The organism is Frateuria sp. (assembly GCF_035943815.1).
GTDB lineage: Bacteria > Pseudomonadota > Gammaproteobacteria > Xanthomonadales > Rhodanobacteraceae > Frateuria_A.
In genome coordinates, this window is the sequence record NZ_DASZBU010000014.1 from 174,531 (window position 1) to 193,592 (window position 19,062).

General features: G+C 68.7%; 12 protein-coding genes and 1 riboswitch. Of the genes, 6 read left to right on the plus strand and 6 right to left on the minus strand.

What is annotated here, in order from left to right; translation table 11 throughout:
• Window positions 1-59 precede the first annotated feature (59 nt).
• The 3 genes from VGU65_RS10140 to VGU65_RS10150 all read right to left on the minus strand — a co-directional run bounded on the left by VGU65_RS10140 (window position 60) and on the right by VGU65_RS10150 (window position 8,365).
• Window positions 60-3,173: an efflux RND transporter permease subunit gene (locus VGU65_RS10140; protein ID WP_327475328.1), complete on the minus strand. Its 3,114-nt coding sequence runs from the start codon at window positions 3,171-3,173 to the stop codon at window positions 60-62.
• Window positions 3,174-3,665: 492 nt separating this feature from the next.
• Window positions 3,666-6,908, minus strand: coding sequence for an efflux RND transporter permease subunit (locus VGU65_RS10145; protein ID WP_327475330.1), 3,243 nt, complete (start codon window positions 6,906-6,908; stop codon window positions 3,666-3,668).
• Between the two features lie 230 nt (window positions 6,909-7,138).
• A complete protein-coding gene (locus VGU65_RS10150; protein WP_327475332.1) occupies window positions 7,139-8,365 on the minus strand; it encodes an efflux RND transporter periplasmic adaptor subunit in 1,227 nt (408 codons plus the stop codon).
• A 331-nt stretch (window positions 8,366-8,696) separates the two neighbouring features.
• Here VGU65_RS10150 and VGU65_RS10155 point away from each other — a divergent pair, with 331 nt between their 5' ends.
• On the plus strand, window positions 8,697-9,218 hold the full coding sequence (locus VGU65_RS10155) for a c-type cytochrome (protein WP_327475490.1): 522 nt from the start codon (window positions 8,697-8,699) through the stop codon (window positions 9,216-9,218).
• A 326-nt stretch (window positions 9,219-9,544) separates the two neighbouring features.
• On the opposite strand, the gene VGU65_RS10160 is transcribed toward VGU65_RS10155, so the two are convergent.
• Window positions 9,545-10,132, minus strand: a complete 588-nt coding sequence (locus VGU65_RS10160) for an acyl carrier protein phosphodiesterase (RefSeq protein WP_327475334.1) — start codon at window positions 10,130-10,132, stop codon at window positions 9,545-9,547.
• Window positions 10,133-10,189: 57 nt separating this feature from the next.
• On the opposite strand from VGU65_RS10160, the gene VGU65_RS10165 reads away from it, so the two are divergent.
• The 4 genes from VGU65_RS10165 to VGU65_RS10180 all read left to right on the plus strand — a co-directional run bounded on the left by VGU65_RS10165 (window position 10,190) and on the right by VGU65_RS10180 (window position 14,373).
• On the plus strand, window positions 10,190-10,879 hold the full coding sequence (locus VGU65_RS10165; RefSeq protein WP_327475336.1) for an alpha/beta hydrolase: 690 nt from the start codon (window positions 10,190-10,192) through the stop codon (window positions 10,877-10,879).
• Window positions 10,880-10,943: 64 nt separating this feature from the next.
• Window positions 10,944-12,053 carry a cell division protein ZapE gene (gene zapE / locus VGU65_RS10170; RefSeq protein WP_327475338.1) on the plus strand — a complete coding sequence of 370 codons (1,110 nt, stop codon included), beginning with the start codon at window positions 10,944-10,946 and terminating at the stop codon, window positions 12,051-12,053.
• Window positions 12,054-12,163: 110 nt separating this feature from the next.
• A complete protein-coding gene (locus VGU65_RS10175) occupies window positions 12,164-13,978 on the plus strand; it encodes a putative bifunctional diguanylate cyclase/phosphodiesterase (protein WP_327475340.1) in 1,815 nt (604 codons plus the stop codon).
• Window positions 13,975-14,373 carry a hemerythrin domain-containing protein gene (locus VGU65_RS10180; protein ID WP_327475342.1) on the plus strand — a complete coding sequence of 133 codons (399 nt, stop codon included), beginning with the start codon at window positions 13,975-13,977 and terminating at the stop codon, window positions 14,371-14,373. Before VGU65_RS10175 ends, VGU65_RS10180 begins: the two co-directional genes overlap by 4 nt.
• Before the next feature lie 7 nt (window positions 14,374-14,380).
• Here VGU65_RS10180 and VGU65_RS10185 read toward each other — a convergent pair whose 3' ends face one another.
• On the minus strand, window positions 14,381-14,854 hold the full coding sequence (locus VGU65_RS10185; protein WP_327475344.1) for a DUF421 domain-containing protein: 474 nt from the start codon (window positions 14,852-14,854) through the stop codon (window positions 14,381-14,383).
• 4 nt (window positions 14,855-14,858) lie between these two features.
• Window positions 14,859-15,971: an SDR family oxidoreductase gene (locus VGU65_RS10190; protein ID WP_414655808.1), complete on the minus strand. Its 1,113-nt coding sequence runs from the start codon at window positions 15,969-15,971 to the stop codon at window positions 14,859-14,861.
• Between the two features lie 208 nt (window positions 15,972-16,179).
• Window positions 16,180-16,398, plus strand: a riboswitch (cobalamin riboswitch).
• 243 nt (window positions 16,399-16,641) lie between these two features.
• On the opposite strand from VGU65_RS10190, the gene VGU65_RS10195 reads away from it, so the two are divergent.
• Window positions 16,642-19,056 (plus strand): ribonucleoside-diphosphate reductase subunit alpha, encoded by a 2,415-nt coding sequence (locus VGU65_RS10195; RefSeq protein WP_327475348.1) that lies wholly within the window; start codon window positions 16,642-16,644, stop codon window positions 19,054-19,056.
• Window positions 19,057-19,062: the final 6 nt, after the last annotated feature.

The following is a 19,062-nucleotide window of genomic DNA, read 5'->3' on the forward strand; positions in this document are numbered from 1 at the left end:
GACCCGAGCGCCGCAGGCGATCGGAAGCTCTTCGCCCGAAAGGCAGAAGGAGCTTGGCATCAGGAGGCCTGAACCACTTCGCCGCGTCGATGCCTGGCCCGCCACGCCCGCCAGCGCGCTGACAGGCAGGAGAAGATCACGTACAGCGCCGGCGTGCTGAGCAAGGTTAGGCTCTGCGAGATCAGCAGGCCGCCGATCAGCGCAATGCCCAGCGGCCGGCGCAGCTCCGAGCCCTCGCCCAGCCCGATCGCGATCGGCAACGCTGCGAGGATCGCCACCATGGTGGTCATCATGATCGGCCGGAAACGAACGATGCACGCCTCGCGGGCCGCTTCCAGCGGGCTCTTGCCGTGCTCGCGCTCGGCCACCAGCGCGAAGTCGATCATCATGATCGCGTTCTTCTTGACGATGCCGATCAGCAGCACCAGCGCGATCTGCGAGATCACCGACAGTTCGGTCCCGGTCAGCCACAGCGCCAGCAGCGCGCCCACGCCCGCCGCCGGCAGCGTGGAGAGGATGGTGACGGGGTGGATCAGGCTCTCGTAGAGCATGCCCAGCACGATGTACACGGTGAGGATCGCCGCCAGGATCAGCCAGCCCATGCCGCTCTGAGTCTCCATGAAGCGGCGGAAGTCGCCGCCCACGTTGAGGCGGATGTCGCCGGGCATGCGCAGGCCCTCGGCGGTGTGCTGGATGATCGCCATCGCCTCGCCCATGCTCACGCCATCGGCGAGGTTGAAGGACAGGTCCATCGTCGTGTACTGGTCCTGGTGCGTCACCTCCGAAGGCGCCAGGCCCGGCTCCTGGCGCGCCAGCGCACCCAGCGGGATCATCTTGCCAGCGTCCGAGCGCACGTAGATGCGGTCGATCGCCGCCGGGGTGGCCGTCTGCGAAGGCAACGCGTTGATCACCACCTTGTACTGGTTGATGTCCGAGTAGATGGTCGACACCTGGCGCTGGCCGAAGGCGTTGTAGAGCGCCCCGTCGATGGTCCCGATGGACACCCCCAGGCGCGCCGCCTTGTCGCGGTCGACCACTACGTTCTGGCGCAGGCCGGCCTCGTCGATGTCGCTGCCGACATCCTTGAGCTTGGGATTCTTCTTCAGCGCCTCGACCAGCCTGGGCAGCCATGTCTGCAACTCCTGCAGGTCGTTGCCCTGCAGCGAAACCTGGTATTGCGCGCCCTGGTTGCCACCGCCGCCGCTGCCGCTGGGCAGGTCCTGGATCGGACGCAGGCGCAGGTTGAGGTCCGGGTAGCGGTCGGCCTTGGCCGAAAGCCGTGCGAGGACGGTGAAGGTGTCCTCGCGCCGGCCCTCGCCCAGTGTCCTGAGCTCGATGTTGAACGCTCCGGCGGTGCCCTGCCGGCTGGTACCCAGGCGCGAACCGACCGCCTTGACGTCCGGATCGGCCAGCAGCATGCGGGTCAGCCGCTCCTGTCGCGCCATCGCATCCTGGAACGAAACCGTCGCGCTGGAGGTGGCGCGGCCCCAGATCAGCCCGGTGTCCTGCGGCGGGAACAGCCCCGACTTGACCATGCCGAACAGAAAGAAGGTCGCCACGATCAGCACCAGCGGCGTCAGCGAGAGCGCCAGCGCATGGCGCAGCGCGAAGTCGAGCGCGCGGGTGTAGGCGCCGAGCATGCCGGCGTGGAGGCGGTCCAGCGCCGCACCCAGGCGCGAGGGTCGCGCGGTCTCGTGCCCGCGCAGGAACAAGCCGCACAACGAGGGCGTCAGCGTCAGCGAGATCAGCGCCGACATCGCGATGGCCGCCACCAGCGTCACCGTGAACTCGTGCATGAACATGCCGGTGATGCCCGGCGCGAACAGCAGCGGAATGAACACCGCGATCAGCGAGGCGGTGATCGAGACGATGGTGAAGCCGATCTCGCGCGCGCCGGTGAGCGCCGCCTCGAAACGCGGCATGCCCGCGTCGATATGGCGGATCACGTTCTCGATCACCACGATCGCATCGTCCACCACGAAGCCGATCGCGATCACCAGCGCCAGCAGGGTGAGGTTGTTGAGCGTGTAGCCCAGCACGTACATCACCACGAACGCGCCGGCCAGCGACAGCGGCACGGTCAGCGCGGCGATCAGCGTCGGCGCGAGCCGACGCAGGAACAGCGCCATCGTCAGCACCACCATCGCCAGCGAGATGAGCAAGGTCGCCTGCACCTCGTGCAGCGAGGCGCGGATGGTCGGCGTGCCGTCGAAGTACGGCGTGAGCGTCGTGCCCGGCGAAAGATAGGCGCGCAGCGCCGGCACCTGCGCCTTGACGCTGTCCACGGTGGCGATGACATTGGCATCGGCCTTTCTGTAGACGTACATCAACACCGCCGGCTTGCCCTGGAACCAGGCCGCCTGGAAGGCGTCCTGCTGGCCTGCATAGACGCGCGCCACCTCCGACAGCCGCACCGGCACGTGATTGCGCACCGCGACCACCAGCCCGGCGAAATCCTCGGCGGAGTGCAGCTGGTCGTTGGCGGTGATCGCCATGTTCGTCCTGCCGTTGGACAGGAAGCCCTGGGGCGAAGTGACGTTGGCCGCGGTCAGCGCGTTGCGCAGCTGGTCGGGCGACAGGCCCATGGCGTTGAGCGCATGCAGGTCCACGTCCACCCGGATTGCCGGCGTGGCCGCGCCGGCGATCTCCACCGAGGACACGCCCGGCAGCTGGCGCAGCCGTTGCGCCAGCAGGCTGTCGGCCGCGTTGTACAGGTCGGCCGCCGACTGCGTGTCGGAGGTCAACGCGAAGGCGATGATCGGATCGTCGTTGGGATTGGCCTTCTGGTAGCTCGGCGGGCTGTTCAGCCCCGGCGGCAGGTCCGGCGCGGCCGCATTGATCGCCGCCTGCACGTCGCGCGCCGCGGCATCCAGGTCGGTGCCGCCGCGGAACATGAGGAACACCGAGGCGCTGCCCTCCGAACTGCGCGACCGCATGGTGTCGATGCCCGGCACCTGGCCCAGGTGGCGCTCCAGCGGCGCGGCTACCGTGGAGGCCATGGTGCTGGCATCGGCGCCGGCCTCCTGCGCCTGCACAAAGATCACCGGGAACTGCATCTGCGGCAACGCCGCCACGCCCAGCAGCGCGTAGCAGATGATGCCGGCGATGAGCACGCCCGCCGCCAGCAGCGAGGTGCCGATCGGGCGGCGGATGAAGGGGCCGGAGATGTTCATGCGACGGCGTGGCGGGCAAAAGAGGACAGGATACGCGGCATCGCCGTGCTAACGCGCATCGGCCAAATCGGTTGAGCCGCATAGCGGGTGAATTACCCACCGCGCTGAGCGCCCACGAACCCGCCGCCTTCTCACCTCAACTCCCGAGCACCCGCGGTAAAGCGGCTGCAGCTCCTCTATGAGCAAGAGACTTGGTCGACAAGGCGAGCTGGCACCTAGCTCTTTTCTCGCCCCGGGCTTAGCCAGGCCGTTTCTTTTGGTTACTTTTCCTTGGGCCAGCAAAGAAAAGTGACCCGAGCGCCGGCAGGCGATCGGAAGCCCGCCGCAGGCGAGCCAAGTCGCGGGAAGGCCACGACCGAAGAAAAGGCCTTCACCTCGAGCGCCCCGCGAGTCCCGCCCCTCACCCCAACCCTCTCCCCGGAGGGGAGAGGGAGCAATAGCGGCGCACCACGCAGGCAGCCGCCCCGGCCCTTTCGGCAGGAGCAGAGCGAATCACACCGCCCGCGCGTCGGCCTGGGCCCGCTCCAGCGCCCGCCGCTCGCGCCGCAGCCGCAGCCAGTCGGAGAAGCGCTCCATGTAGAGGTAGATCACCGGCGTGGTGTACAGCGTCACCAGCTGCGAGAGCAGCAGGCCGCCGACGATGGACACGCCCAGCGGCCGGCGCAGCTCCGCGCCGATGCCGTTGCCCAGCGCCAGCGGCAAGGCGCCCAGCATGGCCGCGGCGGTGGTCATCATGATCGGGCGGAAGCGCAAGAGGCAGGCGCGGCGGATCGCGTCGCGGGCATTGAGCCCGTCGCGCTGCGCCTCGATCGCGAAGTCGATCATCATGATCGCGTTCTTCTTTACGATGCCGATCAGCAGCACGATGCCCACGATGCCGTCCACCGACAGGCTCATGCCGCAGAGGATCAGCGCCAGCAGCGCGCCCACGCCGGCCGGCGGCAAGGTCGAGATGATCGTCAGCGGATGGATGTAGCTCTCGTAGAGCACGCCCAGCACGATGTAGATCACCACGATCGCGGCGAGCAGCAACAGGACCTCGTCGCCCAAGGAGTTGTTGAACTCGGCCGCCTTGCCGATGAATTCGCCGCGCACCTGCGGCGGGAAGTTCAGCTGCGCCTCCACTTCATGGATCGCCTCGACCGCCTGCGACAGCGAATAGCCCGGCGCCAGGTTGAACGACAGCGTCACCGCCGGCAGCTGTTGCTGGTGGCTCACCACCAGCGGCGAGGCGGTGACTTCGGCGGTGGCCAGCGAGGCGACCGGGATGGTGCCGCCGGCGCCGACCTGGAAGCCGACGTTGCCGGTATTGCCTATCCCCGCGGGCGTCGCCGAGTTGGCCGAGGTCAACTGGCCGAAGCTGGTTGCGGTCGAGCCGGTCAATGCGCCGTTGCCGTTGCCGCGCACGGTGAGCTTGTTGAGCAGGTCGCGACTGGAGCGGAACTCCGGCGCTACTTCCAGCACCACGCGGTACTGGTTCAGCTGCGTGAAGATGGTGGAGATCTGGCGCTGGCCGAAGGCGTCGTACAGGGTGTCGTCGATGGTCTGCACCGGTACGCCCAGGCGGCTGGCCTTCTCGCGGTCGATGGTCAGCTTGAGCGCGTTGCCCTGGTCGGCCAGGTTGTTGTCCACGTCGGCCAGTTCCGGACGCTGGCGCAGCGCCTGGGTCATCTGCTCCGCGCGCTTGGCCAGGTCCGTGGAGTTCACTTCCGACAACGAGTACTGGTACTCGGTGGCCGCCACGCGGGTATCGAGCGTCACGTCCTGCACGGGCTTGAGGTACAGCGCCACGCCCGGGATGTTGGCGACCGCCTGCTGCAGGCGCGGCAGCACCTCGTCCAGGCCGCCGCGGTCACTGCGATCTTTCAGCACGATCGAAAGCTGCCCCTGGTTGAGCGTGGGGTTGATCGAACCGGCGCCGATGAAGGCGGCCACGCCTGAGACGGCCGGATCCTTGTGCAGCGCGTCGGCCACTGCCTTGGTCCGCTGCTCCATCTGCGGAAAGGCGATGTTCTCGTCCGCCTGCACCACGCCGGTGACCAGACCGGTGTCCTGCTCCGGCAGCAGCCCCTTGGGGATCACCACGTAGAGGATGACCGTGATCGCAACGGTGGCGCCGGCCACCAGGATGGTCAGGCGGCGATGGTCGAGCACCCAGTCCAGGGTGCGGCCGTAGAAGTCCACCGTTCGCAGCCACACGCCCCGCTTGCCGGCGGCGGCATGGCGCTCGTGCGCGTCGTCGCCTTCCGGCAACTGGTCAGGCTTGAGCAGGTAGGCGCACATCATCGGCGTGAGCGTCAGCGACACCAGCATCGAGATCGCCACCGCGATGGTCAGTACCCAGGCGAACTCGTGGAACAGGCGGCCGGTGACGCCGGGCATCAGCAGCAACGGCAGGAACACGGCGATCAGCGAGACCGTCAGCGACAGCACCGTGAAGCCGATCTCCTTGGCGCCGATCTCGGCCGCCTCCTTGCCGCTTTTGCCCTGTTCGATGTAGCGCACGATGTTCTCGATCATCACGATCGCATCGTCGACCACGAAACCGGTGGCCACGGTCAGCGCCATCAGCGAGAGGTTGTCCAGCGACATGCCGGTGAAGGCCATCACGCCGAAGGTGCCCAGCAGCGACAGCGGCACCGCCACCGAGGGGATCACCGTGGCCCACAGCCGGCGCAGGAACACGAAGATGACCCCCACCACCAGGCACACGGTCAGGATCAGCGTGAACTCCACGTCGTGCACCGAGGCGCGGATGGTCACCGTGCGGTCGGCGAACACATTCAGATGCACGTCCGCCGGCAGCACCGCCTGCAGCTGCGGCAGCACCGCGCGGATCTGCTGCACCGTCTGCACGATGTTGGCGCCGGGCTGACGGCGGATGTCCAGGAGCACTGCCGGCTTGCCGTTGGCCCAGGCGGCGAGCTGGTCGTTCTCCACGCCGTCGACCACGCGCGCGACGTCTTTCAGCCGCACCGGCGCGTTGTCCTTGTAGCTGATGATGGTCTGGCCATAGGCCGCCGCATCGGTGAGCTGGTCGTTGGTGCCGATCGAGTAGCTCTGCGTGGCGCCGTTCAGGGTGCCCTTGGGCGCGTTGACGTTGGCCGCGGTCAGCGCGGCGCGCACGTCCTCCAGGGTGAGCCCCAGGTTGGACAGCTGCGAGGGATTGACCTGCACGCGCACGGCCGGACGCACGTTGCCTGCGATCGAGACCAGGCCCACGCCCTGAACCTGCGAGAGCTTCTGCGCGATGATCGAGTCGGCCAGGTCGTTGACCTCGCGCAGCTGCCGGCTGTCGGAGGTGAGCATCAGGGTGAGGATCGGCGCATCGGCCGGGTTCACCCGGTTGTACACCGGCGGATAGGGCAGGTTGTTGGGCAGCGTGCCCTTGGCCGCGCTGATCGCCGCCTGCACGTCCTGTGCGGCGATGTCGATGTCGCGATCCATGTTGAACTGCAGGATGATCGTGGACAGCCCGGCCGAAGAATCCGAGCTCATTATCGACAGCCCGGAGATCTGGCCGAACTGGCGCTCCAGCGGCGTGGTCACCAGCGCCGCCATGGTGGTGGCGCTGGCGCCCGGATACTGCGTGGTCACGACCAGGCTCGGCGCGTCGATCTCCGGCAACGCCGAGACCGGCAGCTGACGGTAGCCGAGCACGCCCAGCAGCAGCACCGCCACCATCAGCAGCGAGGTGGCGATCGGGCGGCGGATGAAGAGGGTGGAGAAGCCCATGGTTTGTCCGGATCCGTGTATTTGGGTGGGAGCGCGGGGCGCCCGATGTCACGAATGGCGTCTGGTCCTGAACGCCCATTCCCGCGAACGCGATCCACCGGGCCTCGTGCGAAGGCCGGATGGATCGCTCGCCGCGCGCGCCCCCTTCGGGCATCGCGCCACGCCTGCCCCGCTTTCGCGGGATTGACGCCGGCAAGCCCACATCGTGCGCTTGCCACCTTGCTTGTTCGTCAGTGCCCGCGGCGACCGCGGCCACCACCCTGCTGCTTGGCCTTTTCCAGTTCCGCCGCGCTCGGCGCCGCCGGCACCTCGCCGGGCTTGAGCGGGTTGACCTTGCTGCCGGGCTTGAGCCGGAACTGGCCCTCGGTGACCACACGCTCGCCTTCCTTCAGGCCCGAACCGATCATCACCGCGCTGTCGCCCACTTCCTGGGCGACCTTCACCGGCTGCATCTTGACCGTGTTGTCGGCCTGCAGCAGGTAGACGTAGTCGCCGTCCGGGCCGCGCTGCACCGCCTGCGCCGGGATCACCAGGCCGCCATCGACCGTGCGCACCTTCAGCCGCACGTTGACGAACTGGCCCGGCCACAGCGCGTTGTCGGCGTTGGGGAACTCCGACTTCAGGCGGAAGGTGCCGGTGCTTGCGTCGATCTGGTTGTCGATCACCTTGAGCACGCCGCCGCCGGCCACCACGTGCGCGTCGCCACGATCGAGCGCGGCCACCGACAGCTCGCCGCCACCCTGCGCCGCCTGGCGCACCATGTCCAGGTTCTGCTCGGGCAGGTTGAACATCACGTTGATCGGGTGCAGCTGAGTCAACGTGACGATGGTGCTGGAGGTGGTCACCACGTTGCCCGGGTCGACGCCGCGAATGCCGGCCAGGCCGTCGATCGGCGAGATCACCTTGGTATAGCCCAGCGAGACCTGCGCGTCGCGAATCTGTGCCTCGTCGGAGGCGACCGTCGCCTCCAGCTGGCTGACCGTGTTGCGCAGCGCATCCAGGTCCTGCTTGGCGATGTAGCCCTTCGGGCCCAGCTCCTGGCTGCGCGAGTAGTTGGCCCGCGCGGTGGCCAGCTGCGCCTGGTCCTGGCGCCGGCGCGCCACCGCCTGGTCATAGGTGGCCTGGAAACTGCGCGGATCGATCTGCGCCAGCACCTGGCCCTTCTTCACCGCCTGGCCTTCGGTGAACTCCAGGCTCAGCAGCCTGCCGCTCACCTGCGGGCTGATCGCCACCGTGTTGAGCGCCTGCACCGTACCCAGCGCGGTCAGGTAGACCGGCACGTTCTGGCGCGCCACCGGCACGACTGTGACCGGCACGGGCGGCTGCTCGCCTTCCTTGCCCTGGGCCTTGCCCTGCCCTGCACCCGGGCCGCCCGGCTTGTGCATCAGGCGCAGCCCGACCACGAGCAGCACCAGCACCACCACGACGGCCAGCGCGATCTTCCAAAAACGCGACATGTGCAAAAACTCCCGAATGGATGTCGATCCGCACGCCGCGCGCCTGGCGCTCCTTGCGGTACGGTAAAAGGATAGGGTTACAGCAACGGGCCTGGACAATGCCAGTTGACACGGGTGCTCCATGACCGAAGGCACCCAACCGATGGCATGTGGGGATAGGCCGGCGCGATGGTACGCCACGGCACCGGCAAAGGCAGCGCGCCCGGGCGGCGACCTGAAACTTGCTGCCCGCTTGCCCTATAATGGGCGTCTTGTCTGCCAGACGCCGGCATCCCGAAGGGCGTGCCGGCATGCCCACTGATCACTTGGAGTTACTTGCGTGAGCGGTTCCCTGACCAAATCGGACCAGAGCTTCATCCGCCAGTTCGGCTGGCTGATCGCCGGTCTTCACGTGCTGGCGCTGGTGTTGCTGATCATGGCGTACACCATCTACACCCGCGAGCCGAAGGAAACCAATCCGCACGCCGCGCAGAACATCGCCGACCGGCTGGCCCCGGCCGGCGCGGTGTATGCGGGCGACACCGGCCGCGCCGCCATGGCCGCCGCGCAGGAAGCGGCCGCCAAGGCCGCCGCCGCGCAGGTCGCCTTCGGCGGCAGCACCGACGGCAAGACGATCTACGAAGGCCTTTGCCACAGCTGCCATACCGCCGGCGTGGCCGGCGCGCCCAAGCTCGGCGACAAGGCCGCCTGGGCGCCGCGCATCGCGCAGGGCATCGACACCCTGGTCAAGCACGCGACCGAGGGCTATCACGGCCCGGATGGCAACTTCATGCCGCCCAAGGGTGGCATGCCCTCGCTCACCGACGAGCAGGTCAAGAACACCGTGCATTGGATCGTGGACCAGGCCAAGTAAGCGGCCGGTCCCCAGCGCGCCTTTCTGGAAACGCCGCCTTCGGGCGGCGTTTTCGTTCGCTCGAAGGTGCATACCCCGGCTTGACCCCGCGCCGGCGCCATCCCGGCCGATCACCCTTGCACCAGCACACGGCCAGCAGCCCCAGCGTGACGCTACCGACGACGGCGCCGAATGCCCGCGGCTGGCGGTCGGGCGTCACCGGCCGATCGCCAGCCGCGACCACGCTGGCATACGCCAGCAGCACGTCCCAGCCCTGCCACGTGACCGGCGCGCCCCGACTCCAGTCGTAGCGCCTGGCGGGAAACCTGACCCGCCGCGCCGGCCGCTCATGCGCCGCCTGCGGTCCATGCCCGCGCGAAACGCTGCAGCTGGGGGAAGAACGCATCGAAGCGCGCCTGCAGGGGTTCGTCCAGCTCGCGCAGCAGCGGCAGCATCCGGCCCAGCGGGTTGTCGCGCCGCAGGCGCTGGCCGATGCCCGCCAGCGCACGGCCGAGCACTTCCGGCTCGGCGTAGGCGGCAGGCAGATCGTTGGTCTGCATATAGCGGACGAAACGGTGCGCCGCGTCCGGCAGCCACGCCTGCTGCCGGACCAACAGCGCGCGCAGTTCGCCGGAAAAGATCTCCAGCGGCACCGGCGACCACCGCGCGAAATCGCGCGCCAGGCAATGGTCGAACCACATGTCCAGCGCGATGCCGGCGTAGCGCCGGTACGGCGGCGGGAACAGGGCGCGCGCGGCAAGCACTTCGGCATGGCGGTCGGTGTAGCCGTCGATCACCCGGTGCAGCGCGATGCCTTCGCGCACGCCCGCCGGCAGGGCGGGGTCAGGCGCGCCGCGCACGAAATCGCCGAGCACGCCGCCCAGCCGCAACTCGTCGTCGCCGCCTGCCAGCAGCGCGTGTGCCAGGTGATTCACGGGCACGCCCCGCCACGCTTCGGCGGCATCACGGTGCCGGCGGTTATCATTGCGCGCATGACGCCCAGCACCTTTCCCGATGACCCCACGAGCTTTCCCGACGAAGAGGCGAGCTTCGCGCTCACCGGCCCGGCAGGCAAGCTGGAGGCGATCTCCAACGTCGCCACGCCGGCCGAGGCGCGCGCCGGCGTCGCGCTGATCTGCCATCCCAACCCCGTACAGGGCGGCACCATGCACAACAAGGTGGTGACCATGGTCGAGCGCAGCCTGCGCGAGTCCGGCCTGGACACCGTGCGCTTCAACTTCCGCGGCACCGGCACCTCCGCGGGCAGCTACGACGAAGGCAACGGCGAGAGCGAAGACCTCGCTGCGGTGGCCGACTGGGCACGCCGCATGCGACCTGGCGATGCGCTGTGGCTGGCCGGCTTTTCCTTCGGCAGCTACGTGACCATCCGCAACGCCGTGCGCCTGAAGGCCGCGGCGCTGGTCAGCATCGCGCCGCCGGCGGGGCGCTTCGCCCTCGGCGGCATCGAGGTACCCCAATGCCCCTGGCTGATCGTGCAGGGCGAGGCGGACGAGGTGGTCGAGCCACAGGCGGTTTTCGAGTGGATCGCCGGCCTGCCGGTCAGGCCCGAAGTGGTGCGCATGCCCGAGACCAGCCATTTCTTCCATCGCCGCCTGATGGACCTGCGCGGGGCGGTCAAGCACGCCGTGCAGCCGTGGCTGCCGCCGCTGCGCCGCGGGTGAGCGGGAACAGCATGGCCTTCCCTCTCCCGGGAGCCGTTCCGGCTACCCGCCCAGAAACGCTCGCATGACCATCGACACGACTCCCTCCACCCGCTACCACGAAGGCGTCATCGCGCACCGCTGGGAGCCCGATCCGGCGCAGCTGGCCGTGCTGCCCCAGTTCGACCGCATGCACGCGCTGCTGTGCGCATCGCCCGGCAACGGCGGCCTGCTCGGCCGGCTCAAGTCGCTGTTCGGCGAAGACGCGCGGGCGCCGGTGCAGGGCCTGTACCTGTGGGGCAGGGTGGGCCGCGGCAAGACCTTCCTGATGGACCTGTTCGCCGCCAGCCTGCCGCACGGCGTGGCGCTGCGCCGGCATTTCCACCGCTTCATGGGGGAGGTGCACGCGCGCCTGCGCGAACTGGGCGAGCGCGCCGATCCGCTGGAGGACGTCGCCGAGGGCCTGGCCGCGCGCTGCCGCGTGCTGTGCCTGGACGAGTTCCTGGTCAACGACATCGGCGACGCGATGATCCTGGCCAACCTGCTCGACGCGCTGTTCCGCCGCGGCGTGGCGCTGGTCACCACCTCCAACACGCCGCCGCATGGCCTCTACCGGGACGGCCTGCAGCGCGCCCGTTTCCTGCCTGCGATCGCGCTGATCGAGCGGCACTGCCAGGCGGTGGAAATGGTCTCGCCGCACGACTGGCGCCTGCGTGCGCTGACCCAGGCGAGCGTATATCTCACCCCACCCGGCGCCGAGGCCGAGCGCGCACTGGCGCGCATTTTCGCCAGCCAGGCGCAGGACGAGCCGCAGGAAGGCGGCGCCATCGAACTCCACGGCCGCAACATCGCCGTTCGCCGCCGCGCCGGCGGGGTGATCTGGTTCGATTTCGAGGCGCTGTGCGAAGGTCCGCGCGCGGTGGCCGACTACATTGCGCTGGCGCGCGCCGTCCCTGCCGTGATCATCTCCAACGTGCCGCAGTTCTCCATCTACAGCGAGGATGCCGCCAAGCGTTTCGTGCTTTTGGTGGACGAGTTCTACGATCGCCAGGTCAAGCTGGTGCTCTCGGCTGCGGCGCCGATCACCGACCTGTACGACGGCGAGCGCCACCGCGCCGAGTTCAGCCGCACCGAGTCGCGCCTGATCGAGATGCAGAGCGAGCACTACCTGGCGCTGCCGCATCGCCCGGATTGACCCGGCGGCCGCCGGACCCTTCCCAAATTCGCATTGCGGCTGCAAAGGGCGCCGAAGTACCCTGATCGGGTTATCGCGAGTCCCACCAGGTCGGACGAAGGGGGAACGCCATGCAGACGACGGTGGAACACGATCCGGACATGACGTCCGCCGAACCGGATACCGACGCCCGCACCGGCGCGGACGACCGGGCGGCCGAAGGCTATGCCGTACCGGGCTTCGACTCGATCGCGCACCTGGCGGCCGCATCGATGGAGGTGGCGATCGTCCTGCTGGTGCTCAACAACGGCAGCGCCTACTGGTACAGCCGCGACGCCGATCCGGAGCGTACCCACGTGCTCCACCCGCTCTATCTGGAGGCGGCGCGCCGTGGCACCGGCCAGGTGCTGGCCGACATCGCCGCCGACGCGCGCTACCGCGACACGCCGCCACTCTCGGGCACGGCGTCGGCTGCACTGCGCTTCTTCGCCTGCGAGCCGGTGTACACCTTGAGCGGCCGCCACGTGGGTGCGCTGTGCGTGATGGACCCGGTGCCGCGTACCGGCCTGGACGACGCCGGCCACGCCGCCCTGCGCGACGCCGCGCGGCTGGCCGGCGCGGGCGTGGTCCTGGGCGGCTACCTAGGCCGCACCGATCCGGTGACACAGTTGCCCCATCGCAGCGCCTTCTTCGAGGATCTGCGCGCGCGCCAGCTCAATGGCGCCCAGCGCGCCTGGCTGATCTCCATCGAGGTCGCGCCGGTAGAGCGCTTCAACGCGTTCGTGCGGGCGATGGGCTTTCCCTACGCCGACGAGTTGATGCGCGCCGTCGCCGCGCGCGTGCAGGCCTGGATGCCGCCCGCCACGCGCCTCTACCAGGTCGGCGTCACGCGCTTTGCGGCGGTGCTCCCGGAGGCCGAGGCGCCGCTGGGCGCTGAGCAGTTGGACGACCTGGTCGCGCGACTGCGCAGCCCGTTCGACTGCCTGGACATCCCGCTCACGCTGCAGCCCGGCGTCGGGCTGCTCGACCTGGACGTGCGTCGGCTCGACGGCGCCGATCCGCTGCGGCAGGTGATGAGCGCCTCGCATGCCGCCCAGCACAGCCCGCGCGGCTGGGCGCTGTATGAGCGCAGCCAGGACGAGCGCCACCGGCAGGAGTTCTTCCTGGTCACCGAGCTGGCCGCGGCGCTCACCGAGCGCACCGAGCTCTACCTCGATTACCAGCCCCGCGTGCGCCTGAGCGACGGCCGCTGCGTGGCGGTCGAGGCGCTCGCGCGCTGGCGCCACCCGACCCTGGGCGAGGTGCCGCCCGGCCAGTTCGTGCCGCTGGCCGAGCGCGCCGGGCTGATGCGCTCGCTGACCGGCTGGGTGCTCGAGCACAGCGTGGCGCAGCTGGCCGGCTGGCGCAAGGCGGGCTACGACATCGGTTTGTCCATCAACATCTCCAACGCCGACTTCGACGCCGACCTGGTCACGCGCCTGGAGGCGGTCGCCAGCCGCCACGCCGTGGATCCACGCGGGCTGGAGCTGGAGTTCACCGAGAGCACGCTGCTGCTGCACAACGACGCCACCAGCCGGCACCTGGCGGCGGTGCGCGAACTGGGCGCTGGCATAGCGATCGACGATTTCGGCACCGGCTACAGCAACCTCGCCTCGTTGCGCCAGATGCCGGCGACCTGCCTGAAGATCGATCAGTCGTTCGTGCGCTCGATGGATGCCAACCGCCACGACGCCGCGATCGTGCGCTCGATGGCCGCGCTGGCCCGCGACCTGGGCTTCCGCGTGGTGGTCGAGGGGGTGGAGAACCGGCGCATCTACGAGGCCGTGCGACGGATGGCCTGCGATGAGGTACAGGGCTTCTACGTCTCCCGGCCGCTGCCGGCCGCGGCCGTACCCGCATGGCTCGAACGCGCGGCCGATTGGCATCATGGCGAGGGGACTGCATGAGGTTGACCGACATCCTGCGCGACCAGCATGCACAACTGGCCGCCATGCTCGACGATCTGGCCCGCCACGGCATGGAAGGAGCCGATGGACGCGAACGGCTGCAGCGCGCACGACAAGCCATGCTTTCGCACCTCAGCCTGGAGGAGAACCGGCTCTATCCGGCGCTGCAGGCGAATCCCGCCACCACCGCGCTGGCGCGTCGGTACATCGGCGAGATGCAGCAGCTGACGCCCGCGCTGCTCGCCTTCTTCGACACCTACCGCGAGGGCGACGCCGATCCTCGCGCCTTCGCGCATAGCCTGGAGCAGATGATGGCCGTGCTCAGGCAACGCATCCTGCGCGAGGAAGAGCGGCTTTACCCGGCCTACGAGGCGCATTGCGAACCGGCCGGATGAAGACGCCTCACTCCGCGCTGCGACCGGCCTTGAGCACGCTGACCTTGCCGTTGGCCTCCAGCCGCGCCTCGACCACGTCGCCGATCTCGTGCAGGCCCTTCTCGCGCAGCGCGCGGCGGAAGGCCGCCTCGGACATGTCGTGCCGGCGCAGCGCATCCTCCAGCACGCGTCCGTCGCGGGCGAGCAGGCTGTCCTTGCCTTCCACCACGCGGTCGAGCCAAGGCCAACGCGCGCACGCCCAGCCCATCGCCTTGTCCAGGATGAAGATGGGAATGACGCCGATCACCGCCGATAACGGCGACTTGTCCTCGCCGGTGATCGCTATGCGCAGCGTGCTGCCGACCAACATGAGCACGACGATATCGAATGTCGTCATGTCGCCGAACGCACGCTTGCCGATCAGTCGCAGGACGATCAGCAGGCCAAGGTAGACGCCGGCACCGCGCAGCACATAGACCCACCACGGATCGGTCAAGTGCATGGCGTCAACCGGTCGAGCCGCCCATCACCGGCAGGATCGCACCGCTTATGTAGCTCGAGCAGCTGGGCGCGGCCAGGAATACGTACGCGGGCGAAAGCTCCTCCGGCTGGGCGGGCCGTCCCCAGGGGTTCTGCTGGCCGAACTTGGCCACCTGCTTGGCCGGCTTGTCGGCCGGATTGAGCGGCGTCCATACCGGCCCCGGCGCCACCGCGTTAACGCGGATTCCGCGCGACACCAGGTTGCTGGCCAGCGACATGGTGAAGGCGTGGATCGCACCCTTGGTGGCCGAATAGTCGAGCAGGTGCGCGTTGCCGAACAGGCCGGTCTCCGAGCCGGTGTTGATGATCGCGCTGCCCTCGTGCAGGTGTGGCAGCGCGGCGCGGGTCATGTGGAAGTAGCCGTAAATGTTGGTGCGCATGGTGAGGTCGAAATGCTCCTCGGTGATGTCCTCCAGCGCATCGGCGTGTTCCTGGAAGGCGGCATTGTTGACCAGCACATCCAGCCGGCCGAACGCGTCCACCGCCTGCTGCACGGCCTGCTCGCAGAACTGCGGGTCCTTCACGTCGCCGCGGATCAGCAAGCAGCGCCGGCCCTCCTTCTCCACGTGACGCTTGGTCTCGCGCGCATCCTCGTCCTCGGACAGGTACACCACTGCCACGTCGGCGCCCTCGCGCGCGAACAGCACCGCCACCGCGCGGCCGATGCCCGAGTCGGCACCGGTGATGACGGCGGCCATGTCCTCGAGCTTGCCGCTGCCGCGGTACTGGGGCGCCTCGAACTGCGGCCGCGGCTCGAGCTCCGCTTCCTTGCCGGGCTTGGAAAGATGCTGCTCGGGCAGCGGGGTGCGCGGCCTGGGCTGCGGGCTGGTCTGGCCCGGCTGCTTCTTGGCCGCGCCCTTCCCGGTGGTGGATTTGGCGGCCTTGGCCTGCTGCTTGCGCTTGTCCTTGGCGTCGATCTGCGACTGCACGCGGCGTTCTTTCGTCACTGCCTTGCCGCTGCCGTTGCCGCGCGTGGCGTTCTTCGTCGTGGCCATCGTCCGCTCCCGCTGTGGCTGGGTATGGTCGGCGACGATAGGCAGCGCGCCGTGGCGGACAGGTGAGCGCAGCGTGGCGGGCATTCGTCTTCGGAAACCTCACCTGAAGCACGCCCCCGTCCGCCCCTTGGGGCATCCCGACCATGTAGAACGGTGGAAGGATCGTGTCCGCTGAGCAGCTTGCCGAGCCTTCCCCCCCACGGATGCGCGAAAGCGCCGACAAGCGGATGGGCGCTACTGCGTATTGCTGCAGAAAACACCAAATATTGCGTTGACCGCAAGCATTCATCCCGATATGTTGTGTCCTGTCGGTGCCCGGCCAGACGCGACTGTCGGACGGGCTTAAAAGGGAATCCGGTGCGAATCCGGAACTGCCCCGCAGCGGTAAGCGGAAACGAACGCCCCCACATGCACTGGGCCGCAGCGCCTGGGAAGCGAGGGCAAGTAGGTGGATCGATGCAACCGGTCCGCGTCCGCAAGTCCGAAGACCTGCCGGCACGCCGGGCCCCGAGGGCCGGCGGTCGCGTCCACTGAGACGCGCCCGTCCGACCCTGACGCGGCCCGGCGCGGGTGGCCGCTTCCGTGGGGAGGTGCGTCGCATGCGGACAGGAGCTGTCCGCGCGACGTGCGTTCCCAAGACAAGCGGAAACCTCAGGCCCTGCGCGCGGGAGCAGGCGTTTGACGTTTCAGGAACCGTCGCGACGGTGCGCCCTCCTCCGCATCGGCGCGGCGGCTTCCCTTCCCGGAGATCCGCATGGACACCCTCGACAACCCGTCGCACGAAGGCGGCACGGCCGCGCGCGCCGACGATTTCGCCCTCACCCCGCCGCACAACCCCGCGCAGATGCGCGTGACCAAGCGCAACGGCGCCACCGAAGGCGTGGACATCAACAAGATCGTGCGCGCGGTGACGCGCAACGCCGACGGCCTGCACGCGGTCGATCCGCTGCGCGTGGCGCTCAAGACCATCGGCGGCCTGTACGACGGTGCCACCACGGCCGAGCTGGACCAGCTCTCGATCCGCACCGCCGCCGCGCTCACCGCCGAGGAACCCGAGTACGGCCAGCTCGCCGCACGTCTGCTCGGCGCCTACATCGACAAGGAAGTGCGCGGACAGGAGATCCAGAGCTACTCCCAGTCCATCGCGCGCGGCGCCGAGCTCGGCCTGCTCAATGCGCGCGTGCGCGATTTCGTCGCCGCCCACGCGCGCAAGCTGAACGACGCGATCGACCCGCTGGCCACGCGGCGATTCGAATATTTCGGCCTGCGCACGGTGTACGACCGTTACCTCCTGCGCCACCCGCAATCGCGCAAGGTGATCGAGACGCCGCAGCACTTCTTCATGCGCATCGCCAGCGCGCTGGGCGGACAGGACGTGGGCGAGACGCTGGAGCTCTACCGGCTGTTCTCCTCGCTGGACTACATCCCGAGCTCGCCCACGCTGTTCAATGCGGGCACCGCGCACGAGCAGCTGTCCTCGTGCTTCCTGCTCGATTCGCCGGCCGATTCGCTGGAGGCGATCTACGACAAGTACGCGGACGTCGCCAAGCTCAGCAAGTTCGCCGGCGGCATCGGCCTGTCCTTCACCCGGGTGCGCTCGCGCGGCTCGCTGATCCGCGGCACCAACGGCCACTCCAACGGCCTGGTGCCCTGGCTGAAGACGCTGGACGCCTCGGTCGCCGCAGTGAACCAGGGCGGCAAGCGCAAGGGCGCGGCATGCGTGTACGTCGAACCCTGGCACGCCGACGTGGAGGAATTCCTGGAACTGCGCGACAACACCGGAGATGAGGCGCGGCGCACGCACAACCTGAATCTCGCCAACTGGATCCCCGACGAGTTCATGCGACGGGTGGAGGCCGACGGCGACTGGTCGCTGTTCGATCCCAAGGCCGTGCCGCAACTGGCCGACATGTGGGGCGTGGCCTTCGAACGCGCCTACCGCGCGGCGGAAGCCGCCGGCCTGGCGGTGAAGACGATCAAGGCGCGTGAACTCTTCGCGCGCATGCTGCGCACGCTGGCGCAGACCGGCAACGGCTGGATGACCTTTAAGGACCGCTGCAACGCTACCGGCAACCAGACCGCCGAGCCGGGCAACGTGATCCACCTGTCCAACCTGTGCACCGAGATCCTGGAGGTCACCTGCGCTGACGAGACAGCGGTGTGCAACCTCGGCTCGATCAACCTGGCGCGGCACATGGCCGACGGCGCCTTCGATTTCGCCAGACTCGCCGCCACCGTGCGCACGGCCGTGCGCCAGCTCGACCGCGTGATCGACCTCAATTTCTATCCGATCGCGACGGCACGTGCGGCCAACCTCAAGTGGCGCCCGGTCGGCCTGGGCGCGATGGGCTTGCAGGACGTCTTCTTCCAGCTTCGGCTGCCGTTCGATTCGGCCGAGGCGCTGGCGCTATCCACGCGCATCGCCGAGGCGATCTACTTCCATGCGCTGGAGGAGTCCTGCACGCTGGCCGAGCAGTTCGGCGCGCACCCGGGCTTCGGCCAGACCCGCGCCGCGCGCGGCGAACTTCAGTTCGACTACTGGCCGCAGGCGGCACCGGGCGACGAGGCGCGCTGGAGCGCGCTGCGCGAGCGCATCACGGCCGGCGGCCTGCGCAATTCGCTGCTGGTCGCCATCGCGCCAACCGCCACCATCGCCTCGATCGCCGGCTGCTACGAATGCATCGAGCCGCAGGTTTCCAACCTGTTCAAGCGCGAGACGCTCTCGGGCGACTTCCTGGTGGTCAACCGCCACCTGGTCGAGGAACTGAAGACACTGGGCCTGTGGACGGCCGAAGTGCGCGACGCGATCAAGCTGGCCGAGGGCTCGATCCAGGGCATCGGAGCGATTCCCGAGCGGCTGCGCCAGGTCTACCGCACCGTGTGGGAGCTGCCGCAGAAGGCGCTGATCGACCTGGCAGCCGCGCGCGGCGCGTATATCGACCAGAGCCAGTCGCTCAATCTCTTCATGGAGAACCCGAACATCGGGCAGCTTTCTTCGATGTACATGTACGCGTGGAAGGCGGGCCTAAAAACGACGTACTACTTGCGCTCGCGGCCGGCGACCAAGATCGCCAAGACCACCGTGGCCGCACCCGCCAGCCAGCAACAGGCAAGCGCAGCGGTGTTTTGTTCACTGGAGAACCCGGAGTATTGCGAGGCCTGCCAGTGATGGGAG

What these genes read in the sequence shown, in the direction of transcription:
- VGU65_RS10140 (WP_327475328.1), bottom strand. Translation starts at nt 3,173, where the DNA reads ATGAACATCTCCGGCCCCTTCATCCGCCGCCCGATCGGCACCTCGCTG.
- VGU65_RS10145 (WP_327475330.1), bottom strand. Translation starts at nt 6,908, where the DNA reads ATGGGCTTCTCCACCCTCTTCATCCGCCGCCCGATCGCCACCTCGCTG.
- VGU65_RS10150 (WP_327475332.1), bottom strand. Translation starts at nt 8,365, where the DNA reads ATGTCGCGTTTTTGGAAGATCGCGCTGGCCGTCGTGGTGGTGCTGGTG.
- VGU65_RS10165 (WP_327475336.1), top strand. Translation starts at nt 10,190, where the DNA reads ATGACGCCCAGCACCTTTCCCGATGACCCCACGAGCTTTCCCGACGAA.
- zapE (WP_327475338.1), top strand. Translation starts at nt 10,944, where the DNA reads ATGACCATCGACACGACTCCCTCCACCCGCTACCACGAAGGCGTCATC.
- VGU65_RS10175 (WP_327475340.1), top strand. Translation starts at nt 12,164, where the DNA reads ATGCAGACGACGGTGGAACACGATCCGGACATGACGTCCGCCGAACCG.
- VGU65_RS10180 (WP_327475342.1), top strand. Translation starts at nt 13,975, where the DNA reads ATGAGGTTGACCGACATCCTGCGCGACCAGCATGCACAACTGGCCGCC.
- VGU65_RS10185 (WP_327475344.1), bottom strand. Translation starts at nt 14,854, where the DNA reads ATGCACTTGACCGATCCGTGGTGGGTCTATGTGCTGCGCGGTGCCGGC.
- VGU65_RS10190 (WP_414655808.1), bottom strand. Translation starts at nt 15,971, where the DNA reads ATGCCCGCCACGCTGCGCTCACCTGTCCGCCACGGCGCGCTGCCTATC.
- VGU65_RS10195 (WP_327475348.1), top strand. Translation starts at nt 16,642, where the DNA reads ATGGACACCCTCGACAACCCGTCGCACGAAGGCGGCACGGCCGCGCGC.